At 66.7% G+C, this 14,469-nt stretch carries 14 protein-coding genes; 10 read left to right on the plus strand and 4 right to left on the minus strand.

Features of this window, described 5'->3' with window-relative positions:
• Positions 1-11 precede the first annotated feature (11 nt).
• From pepP to GEV37_RS16325, 3 genes are all read left to right on the plus strand, one after another.
• Positions 12-1,352: a Xaa-Pro aminopeptidase gene (pepP, locus tag GEV37_RS16315; protein WP_227391328.1), complete on the plus strand. Its 1,341-nt coding sequence runs from the start codon at positions 12-14 to the stop codon at positions 1,350-1,352.
• A gap of 75 nt (positions 1,353-1,427) precedes the next feature.
• Positions 1,428-2,657 (plus strand): 2-octaprenyl-6-methoxyphenyl hydroxylase, encoded by a 1,230-nt coding sequence (ubiH, locus tag GEV37_RS16320; protein WP_227391329.1) that lies wholly within the window; start codon positions 1,428-1,430, stop codon positions 2,655-2,657.
• A gap of 66 nt (positions 2,658-2,723) precedes the next feature.
• Positions 2,724-3,980, plus strand: coding sequence for a UbiH/UbiF/VisC/COQ6 family ubiquinone biosynthesis hydroxylase (locus GEV37_RS16325; protein ID WP_227391330.1), 1,257 nt, complete (start codon positions 2,724-2,726; stop codon positions 3,978-3,980).
• 1 nt (position 3,981) lies between these two features.
• Here the strand turns inward: GEV37_RS16325 and GEV37_RS16330 are convergent, their stop codons facing one another.
• The 3 genes from GEV37_RS16330 to gpmI all read right to left on the minus strand — a co-directional run bounded on the left by GEV37_RS16330 (position 3,982) and on the right by gpmI (position 8,095).
• On the minus strand, positions 3,982-5,283 hold the full coding sequence (locus GEV37_RS16330; protein WP_227391331.1) for a S41 family peptidase: 1,302 nt from the start codon (positions 5,281-5,283) through the stop codon (positions 3,982-3,984).
• A gap of 86 nt (positions 5,284-5,369) precedes the next feature.
• Positions 5,370-6,533 (minus strand): murein hydrolase activator EnvC family protein, encoded by a 1,164-nt coding sequence (locus GEV37_RS16335; RefSeq protein WP_386111498.1) that lies wholly within the window; start codon positions 6,531-6,533, stop codon positions 5,370-5,372.
• The gene (gene gpmI / locus GEV37_RS16340) at positions 6,530-8,095 is read right to left on the minus strand and encodes a 2,3-bisphosphoglycerate-independent phosphoglycerate mutase (protein WP_227391332.1); all 1,566 of its coding nucleotides are present in this window, start codon (positions 8,093-8,095) and stop codon (positions 6,530-6,532) included. Before gpmI ends, GEV37_RS16335 begins: the two co-directional genes overlap by 4 nt.
• A 227-nt stretch (positions 8,096-8,322) precedes the next feature.
• Here gpmI and GEV37_RS16345 point away from each other — a divergent pair, with 227 nt between their 5' ends.
• The 7 genes from GEV37_RS16345 to ruvX all read left to right on the plus strand — a co-directional run bounded on the left by GEV37_RS16345 (position 8,323) and on the right by ruvX (position 13,066).
• Positions 8,323-8,745, plus strand: coding sequence for a rhodanese-like domain-containing protein (locus tag GEV37_RS16345; protein WP_227391333.1), 423 nt, complete (start codon positions 8,323-8,325; stop codon positions 8,743-8,745).
• A 48-nt stretch (positions 8,746-8,793) separates the two neighbouring features.
• Positions 8,794-9,309, plus strand: coding sequence for a protein-export chaperone SecB (gene secB / locus GEV37_RS16350; protein ID WP_227391334.1), 516 nt, complete (start codon positions 8,794-8,796; stop codon positions 9,307-9,309).
• 5 nt (positions 9,310-9,314) lie between these two features.
• Positions 9,315-10,067 (plus strand): 16S rRNA (uracil(1498)-N(3))-methyltransferase, encoded by a 753-nt coding sequence (locus GEV37_RS16355; protein WP_227391335.1) that lies wholly within the window; start codon positions 9,315-9,317, stop codon positions 10,065-10,067.
• A gap of 209 nt (positions 10,068-10,276) precedes the next feature.
• Positions 10,277-10,969, plus strand: a complete 693-nt coding sequence (locus GEV37_RS16360) for a CvfB family protein (RefSeq protein WP_227391336.1) — start codon at positions 10,277-10,279, stop codon at positions 10,967-10,969.
• 64 nt (positions 10,970-11,033) lie between these two features.
• Entirely contained in the window at positions 11,034-11,993 is a 960-nt protein-coding gene (gshB, locus tag GEV37_RS16365) for a glutathione synthase (RefSeq protein WP_227391337.1), read from the plus strand.
• Positions 11,994-12,053: 60 nt separating this feature from the next.
• Positions 12,054-12,611: a YqgE/AlgH family protein gene (locus tag GEV37_RS16370; RefSeq protein WP_227391338.1), complete on the plus strand. Its 558-nt coding sequence runs from the start codon at positions 12,054-12,056 to the stop codon at positions 12,609-12,611.
• Positions 12,611-13,066, plus strand: a complete 456-nt coding sequence (ruvX, locus tag GEV37_RS16375) for a Holliday junction resolvase RuvX (protein ID WP_227391339.1) — start codon at positions 12,611-12,613, stop codon at positions 13,064-13,066. Before GEV37_RS16370 ends, ruvX begins: the two co-directional genes overlap by 1 nt.
• Positions 13,067-13,070: 4 nt before the next feature.
• Here ruvX and pyrB read toward each other — a convergent pair whose 3' ends face one another.
• Positions 13,071-14,096, minus strand: coding sequence for an aspartate carbamoyltransferase (gene pyrB, locus GEV37_RS16380; protein ID WP_227391340.1), 1,026 nt, complete (start codon positions 14,094-14,096; stop codon positions 13,071-13,073).
• Positions 14,097-14,469 lie beyond the last annotated feature (373 nt).

Genomic DNA, 14,469 nt, shown 5'->3' on the forward strand with positions numbered 1-14,469 from the left:
AAGGAGTTTCGATGCTACCCGAACGTCTCTTGCGCCCCGCCGCCATCACCAATGACGAGTACCGCGCCCGCCGCGCCACCTTGATAGAACATCTTCCCCAGGGGGCGGCGATGCTGGTGCCCGGAGCGAGCCTTGTGACCCGCTCCAACGACAGTGAGTACCCCTTTCGCCAGCAGAGCGACTTCTACTACCTGACCGGCATCACCGAACCGGATGCGCTCCTGGTGCTGCTGCCGAGCCAGGACGGCGGCACGAGCGTGGTGTTCTGCCAGGACCGTGACCCGACGCTGGAGGCCTGGACGGGCCGACGACTCGGCGCAAGCGGGGTGGTAGCGCGCCATGGCATCGATCAGGCGTTCGAGAACGCCGAGCGCGAGGAGCGCCTGGAGGCACTGCTTGACGGGTGTACCCGCCTCTACCTGCCGCTGGACGACGAGCAGGCGCTGGCCATCGCCGACGAGGCGCTTGCCCGGGCGCGCGCCGGCCGGCGGCGCGGCAAGCCGGCACTACAGGGCTTTCTCGACAGCCGCGAGCTGATTCACGAACAACGGCTGGTCAAGAGCCCGGCGGAGATCGATCTCCTGCGCCACGCAGCGCATATCTCCGCCCTGGCCCACTGCCGAGCGATGCGCACCTGCGCCCCGGGGCTTTTCGAGTATCAGCTTCAGGCCGAGCTTGAGCACACGTTCGTCTGGCACGGCGGCAGCGGCCCTGCCTACGGCACTATCGTCGGCGGCGGCGCCAATGCCTGCGTGCTGCACTATATTGAGAACAGCGCCGAACTCGCGGCGAACACGCTGGTACTGATCGACGCCGGCGCCGAGTTCGACCTCTACGCCGGTGACATCACCCGTACCTTCCCGGTCGATGGCCGCTTTGGCGATGCCCAGCGCGCGCTGTATGACGTGGTGCTGCGTGCCCAGGAGCGCGCGGTGGCCGCCGTGGCCCCGGGCGTCACGCTTGCCGACATCCATACAGGGGTGGTGGAGGATCTGACTCGCGGGCTCATCGAACTTGGCCTTCTCCAGGGCGAGGTCGAAGCACGCATCGAAGACGAGAGCTACCGGCGCTTCTACCTGCACTCCACCTCTCACTGGCTGGGGCTCGACGTGCACGACGTGGGCGTGTATCGGTTCGACGAGGACACGGCACGCCCGCTCGCTCCAGGCATGGTGGTCACCGTCGAACCCGGGCTCTACGTGCCCGAGGCCGAGGACCTGCCGCACGCCTATCGCGGTATCGGTATCAGGATCGAGGATAACGTGGTGGTGACCGACACCGGTGGCGAGGTGCTCACTGGCGATGTGCCCAAGCAGGTAGAAGAAATCGAGGCATTGATGGCGAATAAATGATCAGCTAATGATGTGTCTTGTTTTAGATACGTAAAAATATTACGAAATTACACGCATGGTAGAGGAGACCGGTCGATGACCATTCAAGCGCCGGACAACGCTACAGCGACAGCTCACTACGATATCGTCATCGTGGGCGGTGGACTGGTGGGGGCGAGCCTGGGCTGTGCCTTGGCGCCCCTGATCGCGCGCCAGGGCCTGCGCGTTGCGATCGTTGAAGCCGCGGCGCTGCCCACCGAGGGGACGGCCGAGTGGCAGCCGAGCTTCGATGCCCGGGCGAGTGCCATCGCCGAAGGCTCCGCCCAGCGCTTTCGCGAGCTGGGCGTGTGGGAGGCGATGCGGCGCGAAGCCGCAAAGATCGAGCGTATCCATATCAGCGAGCGCGGGCGGCTGGGCGCGACCCGGCTGAGCGCGGCGGAGCTGGGGGTCGATGCGCTCGGCCACGTGATTCCCAACGCCTGGATGGGGCGCGTGCTGCACGAGCACCTGTCGGCGCTGCCCATCGATTGGCACTGTCCGGCCCGGGTCGAGACCCTCGCACCGACCGCCCAGGGGCACTACTTGGCGCTCTCCACCGGCGCCGAGCTCACCGCCACGCTCACCGTGCTGGCCGACGGCGGTCGCTCCGGACTCAAGGAGCAGCTGGGCATCGAGAGTCGTCGCCGTCCTTACGACCAGACCGCGCTGATCGCCCACGTCGGCGTGAGCCAGCCTCACCAAGGGGTGGCCTTCGAGCGCTTCACCCGGGAGGGGCCGATCGCGCTTCTGCCTTTGAAGCATCAGGCGATGGAGCTGATCTGGACCCACAAGAGCGGAGACGAACGCGCTCGCCTGGCCCTCGACGACCGTGCGTTTCTTGATCAGCTCCAGCGCGCCTTCGGCGACCGCGCCGGACGCTTCACCAAGGTGGGCGAGCGCTTCAGCTACCCACTGTCACTAGTCACCGCTCGCGAATCGGTGCGCCCGGGCCTGGCGGTGCTGGGCAACGCGGCCCATGCCCTGCACCCGGTGGCGGGCCAGGGCTTCAACCTGGCACTTCGCTCGGTGGTGGATCTGGTCGAGGCGCTTGCCCTGGGTCACGAGCAGGGACGATCGCTGGGTGATCTTGAGACGCTGCTCGACTTCGAGAGCCGCCGGGCGCGGGATCGCGCCAACGTGATCCGCTTCAGCGACAGCCTGATACGGCTGTTCGGCGCTTCGTTTCCGCTGCTGCCCCACGCCCGGGCGGCGGGGCTGATCGGACTCAACCTGGTCGGCCCACTGCGTCGTGGGCTGGCGCGCCGAGCTATGGGGCTCGAGCGCTGAGTGAGTGTTCACTTTCTTGGCGCATTGCGATCATCTGTCTTCAATCAGTCGTCATTAGGGAGCGTTATGCAAACGCCAAAGGCGTCACCGAATGGATCCTTCGAGCGGTTCGACGTGGTCATCGTCGGGGCGGGCATGGTGGGAGCGGCATTGGCGGGGCTTCTGGCCGGTGCCGGGATGCGCACCGCCCTGGTGGAGGCCGCCGCGGCGCCGCTTGATCTGGCGTCGCTGGATCTGGCGAAGCCGGCGGCACGCGTCAGCGCGCTCACGCCGGTTTCCCAGCGGCTTCTGACCCACCTGGGCGCCTGGCCCGCCATGGAAAGGACGCGGATCACGCCCTATCGCTATATGCAGGTATGGGACGGCGAGGGCAGCGGCAGCATCGACTTCTCCGCGTTTGACGCGGGAACATCGGTGCTGGGGCATATCGTGGAGAACGACGTGACGCTCGCCGCGCTCAACCATCAGGTGTTGGTGCTCCCCCACCTGCACGCCATGTTCGGCGCGAAGGTGGCTACGCTTCAGAGCGCTGCCCGCGGGCGCTGCCTGGTGCTCGAGGATGGCCGCGAGCTGCACGCGCCGCTGGTGGTGGCCGCCGACGGCGCGCACTCGACGCTGCGGGCGCTGGCGGGTATCGAGGTCAGCGAGGAGGCCATGGAGCAGGACGCGGTGGTGACCACGGTACGCTGCGAACGGCCTCACGGCGGCGCAGCCCGCCAGGTGTTCATCGACGGCCGGCCGCTGGCCTTTTTGCCGCTGACCGTCGAGGGCGACGACCGCTACTGCTCGATCGTCTGGTCGACCACGCCGGAACACGCAAGACTCTTGAGCGGGCTCTCCCGCGAGGCGCTCGGCGAGACCCTGGGCGAGGCCTTCGGGCATCGCCTGGGCCGGGTGGACGTGTGCGACGTGGCCTACCGTTTCCCGCTCGTTCAGCGCCACGCCAGCACCTACGTGCTGGATCACTTTGCGCTGGTGGGCGATGCCGCGCACACGATCCATCCACTGGCGGGCCAGGGAGTGAATCTCGGTCTGATGGATGCGGCGGTGCTCGCCGATGAGGTGGTGCGCGCCTGGCGGCGGGGCGCGCCTTGGGGCGAGCGTGCTACCCTCGATCGCTTCGAGCGACGTCGGCGACTGGACAACGCCGCCATGCTCGCCTTGATGAAGGCTTTCAAGGAGCTGTTCGGTAGCCGCTCACCGGCGCTGACGCTGGCGCGCAACCTCGGGATGAGCGCGATGAGCCGGGCCACCCCGCTCAAGCGACTGATCATTCGTCAGGCGACCGGCGAGCGCGGTCGCCTGCCGCCCACATGCCGCTGAGCTAGCGGCGGCGATCCACCACGTTGAGCGCCTTGAGCAGGTTGAGCGCTTCGCTGAGCTGGTAGTCGTCACGCAGTCGCTCTGAAAACTCGCCGCGCGTCTGGGCGCTGCCGGCCTGGTTATCCAGGTGGCCCTCGAGATCGATTTCGCGAATGCCGCGGCGTTCGTCCGCTACCTCCAGGCGCCCGCGCACCACTTCCACGTCCGGGACGATCCCCTGGGCCTGGATGGAGCGTCCGTTGGGCGTGTAGTAGAGCGCCGTGGTGAGCTTGAGCCCTTCGCCGTTGCCCAGCGGCATGATCTGCTGAACCGACCCCTTGCCGAAGCTCTCGGTGCCCATGATTACCCCACGGCGCTGATCCTGCAGGGCGCCGGCGACGATCTCGGCGGCGGAGGCGCTGCCACCGTTGATCAATACCACCAGCGGCACGTCACGGGCCGGCGTGGCGGTGGTGGCGGAGAACGACATCTCGGTGTTGGCCAGGCGCCCTTCGGTGTAGACGATCAGGCCGCTGTCGAGGAACAGATCCGCCACGCCCGCCGCTGCCTGAAGCACGCCGCCGGGGTTGTTGCGCAAATCGAGCACCAGCCCGTCGAGAGCGCGGTCGCGGCTCATGCGGGACAGCGCCTGGCTCGCCTGCTCCGGCGTGCGCGACTGGAACTGGCTGATGCGCAGGTAGCCGTAGCCGGGCTCGAGCAACTCGTGCTTGACGCTTTCGCTGCGAATCACTTCGCGCGCCAGGGTGATCTCGCGCGGCGTCTCCTCGCCTGTACGCAGAATCTCCAGGCGCAATGGGCTTCCGGGCTCGCCGCGCATCAGCGTCACTGCTTCCTGCAGCGAGAGGCTGTCGGTGGGGGTGCCGTCGATGGTGAGGATGACGTCCCGCGCGAGCAGGCCCGCCCGCGAGGCCGGAGTGTCGTCGATCGGTGTGATGACCATCAGTTGGCCGCCTTCGGTGCCCACCTCGATGCCGATGCCACCGAACTCGCCCTGGGTGGATTCGCGCAGACTCTGGTACTCGTCGACGTCGAGGTAGGCGGAGTGCGGGTCGAGCTCGCTGAGCATGCCGCGCATGGCGTTGCGCAAGAGTGTTGCGTCGTCCACCTCCTCGACGTAGCCGCGCTTGATGCGCTCGAACACCTCGGCGAAGGTCTGGATCTCCTCCAGCGGCAGCTCGTCCTCGCCGATCACGCCGGCGGGCTGGGCTGTCGCCGACAGCGGCGCGGCCAGCAGCGTCAGCAGAAGCGGGGTCGCCACCAGTCGCTTCGCGGGGGCCAATACCTCGTTAACAGTTCGCGTCATGCAGACTCCGCAGGGCAAAAGGCGGCTAAAAGATGGCCGCGGGTAAAGAGTAGCGTCTCGATAACGCGTCGTGTCAGCTTATCCCGTCAACGCCGTGCAATCCAACGCTGGGGGTTGATCGGCTCGCCGCGGTTTCGCACCTCGAAGTAAAGCGCGGCGCGGCCTTGGCCGCCACTATTTCCCACCCGGCCGATCTCCTCGCCGGCGCCGACTTGCTGGCCCGGGCGGGCGCTGAACCGCTGCAGGTGGGCGTAGAGCGTCATCACCTGATCGCCATGGTCGATGATCAACAGGTTGCCGAAACCGCGCATCCAGTCGGCGAACACCACCCGGCCGGCGTGCACCGAGGTCACCGGGGTGTTGGCGCCGGCCTCGATGACGATGCCGTTGTAGTGCACGCCGTCCTGGCCACGAAAGCCGGCGGTGATCGCCCCCTGCACTGGCCAGGGCAGATCGCCTTGGGTGCGGCCGATGTGGGTGGTGGGCGTGGGTGTTGCCATGCGCGCCATCTCGGCCTGCAGGCGACGAAGCTGCGCCTCGGCCTCCTCGCGGCTCTGGTTGAGATCAGCCAGGCGGTCGGCTTCGCTGGCGTAGCGGTCGTCGAGCGTGGACACCACGCTCTGGCGCTCGGCGCTGACCCTGGCGAGCTGTTCGCTCTGGGCTTCGAGGGCCACCGACAGTTCGGCAAGCTCGGCCTGGCGGGCGTCGAGTTCGGTTTCGGTGGCAACCAGTGCTTCGTCGAGGCGGGCGATGTCGTCGATTTTCGCCTGGCGCGCCCGGGTCAGGCGGTTAAGGTAAGCCTGCATGCGGTCGAGCTCGGCCGGGTCGCTCTGGTTGAGCAGAAGCTTCAGCTGCGGAGTGGGGCCCAGCCGGTAGAGCGCGGCGAACTGCTCGGCAAGTGCCGCCACCTGGGCACTGCGCTCGCCCTGCAGGCGATCGCGGTGGCCGCGCAGTACGCGGGCCTCGTCTTCAACGCCGCGCCGCTCGGCCTGCAGGGCGTCCAGGCGCTGGTGGGTCTGGGCGAGCTCGGTTTCCGTCACTTGCAGTGCCTGGGTGGCACTGTCCCGCGCCTGGCCGGTGGCGGTGAGCCGGTCTGCGAGCGAGTCGATCTCGCGGCCGAGACTGTCGAGCTCCTCGCGCGCGGCGCGCTCGCTTTGGGCCTGCGCCCCGCTCGCCAGCAGCAGCGCGCAGGCCAGGCCCGCGCCGACCAGCAGGTGGCGGGCGGCGCGCAGTCGAGAGGCGCTTCTCACTGCTCGAAGGTGAGCAGCGGCGTGCCGGTCATCGCCTCGGGAGGCGTCTGGCCCATCAGGGTCAGAAGCGTCGGCGCCAGGTCGCACAGGCGGCCTTCGGCCAATGTCGCCGGACGCTCGCCGACGTAGACCAGCGGCACCAGGAAGGTGGTGTGGGCGGTCTGCGGGGCGCCGGTTTCCGGGTGGACCATCTGCTCGGCGTTGCCGTGGTCGGCGGTGATCAGGCAGGCGCCGCCGGCGCGCTCGATCGCCTCGACCACGCGGCCCACGCAGGTGTCGACGGTCTCGATCGCCTTCACCGCGGCGTCGAAATCGCCGGTGTGGCCGACCATGTCGCCGTTGGCGTAGTTGCACACGATCAGGTCGAACGTGCCGCCATCGATCGCCTCGACCAGCGCGTCGGTGATCTCGAAGGCGCTCATCTCGGGTTTTTCGTCGTAGGTCTTCACATCCCGCGGCGAGGGCACGAGGATGCGCTGCTCGCCCTCGTACTCGGCCTCGACCCCGCCGGAGAAGAAGAACGTCACGTGGGGGTACTTCTCGGTCTCGGCGATACGCAGCTGGGTCAGCCCGCGCTTGGCGACCACCTCGCCCAGGGTGTCGGTGAGATCCGTCGGCGGGAAGGCGATCGGCGCAATGATGTCCGCCGCGTAGCGGGTCATCGTCACCAGCCCTTGGCCGGCAAGCCGTACACGGCGCGCGCGGGCGAAGCCATCGAAGCCGTCGTCGACAAAGGCGCGGGTCAGCTCGCGAGCGCGGTCGGAGCGGAAGTTGACGAAGATCGCCGCGTCGCCGTCATCGATCGTCACGCCCTGGCCCTCGCGACGCACCTGGCTTGCGGTGACGAATTCGTCGGTCTCGCCCCGGGCGTAGGCCTGCTCGAGCAGCGCTTCGGCGCTCTCGGCCGCGTGCTCGGCCTGCCCTTCAGTGAGCAGGCGGTAGGCGCTCTCGACCCGCTCCCAGCGGTTGTCGCGGTCCATGGCGTAGAAGCGGCCGACCAGCGAGGCGACGAAGCCGTTGTCGGCGCCGACCAGCTCGGCAAGCTTGGCATTGGCCCGCTCGAGGGAGGCCAGCGCGCTTTGCGGGGCGGTATCGCGACCGTCGAGAAAGGCGTGGATATAGAGACGCTCGGCACCGCGCCGGGCGGCGAGCTCGGCCAGGGCGAGAAAATGATCTTCGTGGCTGTGCACGCCACCCGGCGAGAGCAGACCCAGCAGATGCACCGGCCGCCCCGCGGCGACGGCGGCATCGATCGGCGTGATAAGGGCGTCGATCGAGTCGAGTTCGCCGTCACGCACCGCCTTGGTGATGCGCGTGAAGTCCTGGTACACCACGCGGCCGGCGCCGAGGTTCATGTGGCCGACCTCGGAGTTGCCCATCTGGCCCTCGGGCAGGCCGACGTGCTCGCCGTCGGTATGCACGAAAGCGTGGGGACGCTCGGCCCAGAGCGCCTCCATGACCGGGGTGTTCGCGGCGGCCACGGCGTTGTGCGCCGCATCGGGATTGTGGCCGTAGCCATCCAGGATGATCAGCGCCACCGGGCGCGGGGTCGTTGTCGCCATTGAAACCTCGTGATGTCGGGTGAGCGGGCAGAGAAAGGGAGCTTTCGGTGCCCAGCGCGCCGGGGTCGCGGGCAGCGCGCGCTTGGGGCATCATAACGCAGGCGGCCGCTGGCCGTCATGACCTGCGCGCCGGCGTTCGCGACGTGTATACTGGTCGCGTTTGACAGCGGGCCGACCGCTATTTTTGCATAGACCTATTTTGCATAGACCAAGAGATTGTGTTCACGATGATCGATCAGCTGTTCGAATTCGTAACGAACCACCCGCTGCTGGTGGGTGCCTTCGTGCTGGTACTGCTTGCCTGGCTCATCTACGAGACGCGCAGCGCTGCCACGCACGCCGTGACCTCTTCTCAAGCGACCCAGCTCATCAACCGCGAAGACGCGGTGGTGGTGGATGTGCGCGAGAGCAAGGAGTTCAAGGCCGGCCATATCGCCGGAGCGCGCAACATTCCCCAGTCCAGCCTGGAGACCCGCATGAAGGAGCTTGAGAAGGTGAAGGACAAGCCCGTCATCGTGGTGTGCAAGCACGGTCAGAGCGCGGGAACCGTTCAGGCCAAGCTCGCCAAGGCGGGCTTCGAGCGCGCCCACAAGCTCAAGGGTGGCATGGCGCAGTGGCAGGCGGACGGCCTGCCCGTGGTGAAGAAATAAGCGTCTCGACGCATCCTCATTTCAACGTAACAATCAAGGAGTACTCCCATGGCGGAAGAGAACAACGCCCCCCAGCAAGGCGCCGGCGCGGCCGAGGGTGACAAGCCCCAGTTGAAATTCTCGCTGCAGCGTATCTACGTCAAGGACATCTCGTTCGAGGCGCCCAACTCGCCCTCGGTCTTCAAGCAGGCGTTCAAGCCCAAGGTCAACCTGGACTTGAACACCACCAGCACCAAGATCGCCGACGACCAGTACGAGGTCGTGGTAAAGGTGACCGCTCAGGTCAACGACAGCGAAACCGGCACCACCTCGTTTCTGGCCGAGATCGAGCAGGCGGGGCTTTTTCGCATCGCCGGCCTTGAAGGCGCCCAGCTCGAGCAGACCCTCGGCGCGTTCTGCCCGAACCTGCTGTTCCCCTACGCCCGCGAGTGCGTGGACAACCTGGTCAACCGGGGCGGTTTCCCGCCGTTGATGCTGGCGCCGGTCAACTTCGAGGCGATGTACGCCCAGCGCAAGAAGCGTGAAGCGCAAGCCGCCCAGGCTGCCACCGAAAACACCCACTAGGCGCCATGAAAGCCGACTGGTACGCCCGACACGGCAAGATGCCCCGCCTGTACGTGCCGGCTGCCTTCGCGCCCGGCATCCGGGTGGAGCTTCCCGAAGGTCCGGCGCGCCACGTCAGCCGCGTGCTGCGCATGAGCGAAGGGGCGCCCTTGGTACTGTTCGACGGCTGCGGGGGCGAAGCTGGTGCGCTGCTCGAGGAGGCAGGGCGCAAGCGGACCGTGGCGCGCATCGAGTGCGTCTGGCCCGGCGAAGGGGAGTCGCCGCTGGCGGTGCACCTGGGTCAGGCGATCTCCAAGGGCGACCGGATGGATTACGCCATCCAAAAGGCCGTGGAGCTTGGCGTGGCGGCGATCACCCCACTCTATACCGAGCGGTGCGATGTGCGCCTGAAGGATGAGCGCGAAGCTAAGAAGCAGGCCCACTGGCAGGCAGTGGCCGACAGCGCCTGCGAGCAGAGCGGGCGCGCTACGGTACCCACGGTGCACCCGCCCATGGCGCTGGCCGAGTGGCTCGTCCTTCGCGACGAGCCGCTCAAGCTGATGCTGCACCTGGCCACCGGCAACCGCTTCGATATGATCGAGCGCCCGCCTGCGGCGGCGCTGCTGATTGGTCCGGAAGGCGGGCTCACCGAGCAGGATATCCACGCGGCCAGCACCCACGGGTTCACGCCGCTGACCCTGGGGCCTCGGGTGCTGCGTACCGAAACCGCTCCCGTGGTGGCCCTGACCCTTCTGCAGCACCATTTCGGTGATATGTAAGCGCTCACTCACAAGCGCTTCTCCTGGCTTTTTCCTCGGTCATCCCCGCTCGAACAGCTTCTCGCAGCGCCGTTATTGACCTGCTGAGCATAGCAGATGGTCTTACAGGCCATTTAAGCGGTGTGATCGCAGGGCCGCAAAGCGCATCGGCTTTGCCCGGCGCCAAGCCAGGCGCCATAATGAAGACTCATTTTTCGAGGATGGTGTTCATGGCTGACGACGTTCGCTCCCACTCCCTGTCGGCAGGCGATGCCACCGCCCGAATCGGCGAAGTGGCCTACCTGACAGTCGCCACGGTCAACGATACCGGCGCCTTCCTGCGCTGGGGCCCGCCCAAGGACGTGCTGCTACCCTACAGCGAGCAGCGCTTTCGCCCGGACCCGGGCAAGCGCGTGCTGGTGATGCTGTATGAAGACGACCAGGGTCGCCCGGTGGCCTCCCAGCGGCTCGATCGTTTTCTGAGCGACGACGCCTGGGCGCTCGAGAGCGGTCAGCAGGTCGTCCTCGTCGTCGCCGACCGCACGGACCTGGGCATGAAGGTCGTGGTCGATCACCGCTACTGGGGCTTGATCTATCAGGATGATCTCAGCCGGCCGCTGCGCCGCGGGCAGTCGCTGACCGGCTACGTCAAGCAGCGCCGCGACGACGGCCGGGTGGATATTTCGCTGCTGCCGCCGGGCGCCGCGCGCCTCGATGTGGTGGGCGAGAAGGTGCTGGCGGCGCTCAAGGAGAGCGGCGGCTACCTGCCGCTGGGCGACAAGAGCGATGCCCACGCCATCAAGGCGCGACTCGGAGTGAGCAAGAGCGCCTACAAGCAGGCGATCGGGCGACTCTACAAGCAAAAGCTCATCACCCTCGAGCCCGGGGCCATCCGGCTGGTGCCGGGGGCGCTTTCGAGCTGAGGTTGGAGCGCCCACGCCGGTACGGCATACTGCCTGTCATTCGTTCAACCATGGATCGTGCTTGATGAGCCAATCGAATCTGCAGCTAGGCGTCGTGATGGATCCCATCGGCGACATCGCCTACAAGAAAGACACCACCCTGGCCATGCTGTGGGCCGCCCAGGAGCGCGGCTACACGCTCTACTACATGGAGCAGGAGGATCTGTTCCTCGACGCGGGCAAGGCCCACGCCCGGATGCGCGCGCTGACCGTGCACCGCGACCCGGCCCACTGGTTCGATCTGGGCGAGGCCGAGGCGCGCCCGCTGGCGAGTCTGGATGCCATCCTGATGCGCAAGGATCCGCCGGTGGATGCCGAGTTCATCAACGCGGTGCACCTGCTGGGCTTCGCCGAGCGCGAGGGCGTGCTGATCGTCAATCCGACCCAGGCGCTTCTGCAGTGCAACGAGAAGCTTTTTGCCCAGCAGTTTCCCCAGTGCTGCGCGCCGACCGTTGTCGCCAGCCGCGATGACGTGCTGCGGGCCTTCCACGCCAAGCACGGCGACGTCATCTTCAAGCCGCTCGACGGCATGGGCGGCACCGGCATATTCCACATCGGCCCGGACGGGCGCAACATCGGCGCGGTGATCGAGCAGCTCACCCTGCGCGGCCGGCGCCAGATCATGGCCCAGCGCTACCTGCCCGAGATCAAGGACGGCGACACGCGCATCCTGCTGGTCGACGGCGAGCCAGTGCCCTTCGGCCTTGCGCGCATTCCCTCTGCCGGCGAGACCCGGGGCAACCTGGCTGCCGGCGGGCGTGGAGTGAGCCGCGAGCTCACCGCGCGCGATCACTGGCTGATCGATCAGGTCAAGCCGATGATCAAGGAGAAGGGGCTGATGTTCGTCGGGCTCGACGTGATCGGCGACTACGTCACCGAGATCAACGTCACGAGCCCCACCTGCGTGCGTGAGATCGACGACCAGCGCGGCACCGACATCGCGGGCCTTCTACTGGACGCCGTCGAGCGCCGACTCGCCCCTTGAGCCCCCATCTTTCGCACTTCGAGCGAGGCGCGCCGACGTTCGGCGCGCCGTAGGAGACGCATGCAAAGTCTAAAGCACCACTTTCTCATGGCGATGCCCCATCTGGACGACGCCAACTTCGCCGGCAGCCTGATCTACCTGTGCGATCATGATCACAACGGCTGCATGGGTGTGATCACCAATCATCCGCTCGACATCACGCTCGATGCGCTGTTCGACCAGCTTTCACTGGGTGGCGACGAGAGCCCGCACCGCAACGCGCCGGTCTACTACGGCGGGCCGATGCACAAGGATCGCGGCTTCATCCTCCACGTGGGCGATAGTCAGGAGTGGGATTCAAGCGTCCAGGTGGAAGAGAACATCGCCCTGACCACGTCGATGGACATTCTCAAGGCGCTGGCCGATGGCGAGGGCCCGGAGCAGTTTCTGGTCTGCCTGGGCTGCGCCGGCTGGGAAGTGGGCCAGCTCGAGGACGAACTCAAGGAGAACAGCTGGCTGACGGTGGAAGGCGACGAGGCGGTCATCTTCCAGACCCCGCCCGCCGAGCGTCTCGCCGCCGCCGCCGGCATCCTGGGGGTCGACCTCAACCTGATGACCCGCAATGCGGGCCACGCCTGATGGCAGCGCCAGGCCAGCGCCTGATTCTCGCCTTCGACTACGGTACGCGGCGTATCGGCGTGGCGGTGGGCAACGAGCTTCTGCAAAGCGCCCGCGAGCTTGATCCGCTCACCGCCCGTGACGGCATTCCAGACTGGCAGCGCGTCGAGGCGCTCTTGAAGGAGTGGCAGCCGGATCTTCTCGTGGTGGGGCTGCCGCTCAACATGGACGACAGCGAATCCGAGATGAGCAAGCGGACGCGCAAGTTCGCCAACCGCCTGCACGGGCGCTTCGGCAAGGCCGTCGAACTGGTCGACGAGCGCGGCTCCACTCGGGAGGCCAAGGCGATCGCCCGGGAGGCCGGGCACCGGGGCAACTACCGCGAAGAGAGTGTCGATGGCATCGCGGCGGTGCTGATCCTGGAGGGCTGGTTCGCCCACCGGGAAGGGCTTCCCGGCGGGCGGCGCTCGCTGTGACCGCTCAGCGGTCCAGCGTGCCGGTCTGGCTGGGCACGAACCAGCGCACCGGGCGCAGATCGTCCTTGATCAGCTCGTCGACCTGCAGCAGCGTGGCGAAGATCGCCATGCGCATGGGGATGCCGTTGTCGGTCTGGCGGAAGATCGCCAGGCGCGGGTCGCCGTTCAAGTCCACGTTCAAGTCGTTCGCCCCGGCCCGGCTGTCCCGGGGTAGCGGATGCATCACGATGGTCGACTCCCCGCAGCGCTGATCCAGAAACGCTCGGTTGACCATGAAGTCGTCGGAAATGCCCTTGAAGCTCTCGTTCATCTCCTCGGTGAAGCGCTCCTTCTGGATGCGCGTGGTGTAGACCACGTCCAGGTCGCTGAAGTCGACGCCCAGGTGATCGCGCACCTCCACGCGGTGCCCGCGCGAGCTGACCAGGTCGATGAGGTGCGTCGGCATCTCGAGCCCCGGCGGTGAAACCAGGGTGATGCGCAGCGGCGCGTATAAAGAGAGCAGCTTGATCAGCGAATGCACCGTGCGGCCGTACTTCAGGTCGCCGGTCAGCAGGATATGCGCCCCTTCGAGCCGCTTGCCCAGCCGCTGGAACTCCTTGTCGATGGTATAGAGATCCAGCAGCGCCTGGCTCGGGTGCTCGCCGGGGCCGTCGCCGCCGTTGATCACCGGTACATGGGTCGCCTCGGCGAACTCCGCCACCGACCCCTGATCCGGGTGGCGCATCACGATCGCGTCACAGTAGCCGCTCATTACCCGGCTGGTGTCGTAGAGCGACTCGCCCTTGGCCATGGAGGAGAAGGTGAAGCCGGTCGTGTCGCAAACGCTACCGCCCAGGCGGCAGAAGGCAGCGTTGAAGCTCACGCGTGTGCGGGTGCTGGCCTCGAAGAACAGATTGCCCAGCACCGCGCCTTCCAGTACGCGCGTGACCTGGCGACGGCTGGCGATCGGCTCCATCTGCGCGGCGACGCGCAGGAGGTGATCGACGCTGTCGCGGTTCAATGAATCGACGGATAGCAGATGGCGGCTCATCAAGGACCTCGAAAGTGGTGGCGAAAGCGCCAGTGTAACCGTGAATGCTCCTGTCGCCGAAGGGCTTTGAAAGCGTACAGGCCAGTCATGTGAAATTTTTTTACAAAACGCCTTGCGCTCGAACCAGTGAGGTCGTAAAGTACGCACCCGCTGCCGGGGACGCCCAGCGTCGCCAGCGGTGAAGAAGGTGAAAACCTTCGGTTTGTCAGGAGGTTAGCGAGATGTTCGAGGCTGACGTCCATCGCGAAATCAGCGGTTGACAAACACCATGGAATGCGTAGAATACGCCTTCCTTGCTGAGGCAAGCGGCTCCGGTCATCGAGCCAATGTCGAGCTTCAGCGAATCGCTCTTTAAAAATATGATCAGGTAATT

Source organism: Vreelandella malpeensis, from assembly GCF_020622355.1.
Lineage (GTDB): Bacteria > Pseudomonadota > Gammaproteobacteria > Pseudomonadales > Halomonadaceae > Vreelandella > Vreelandella malpeensis.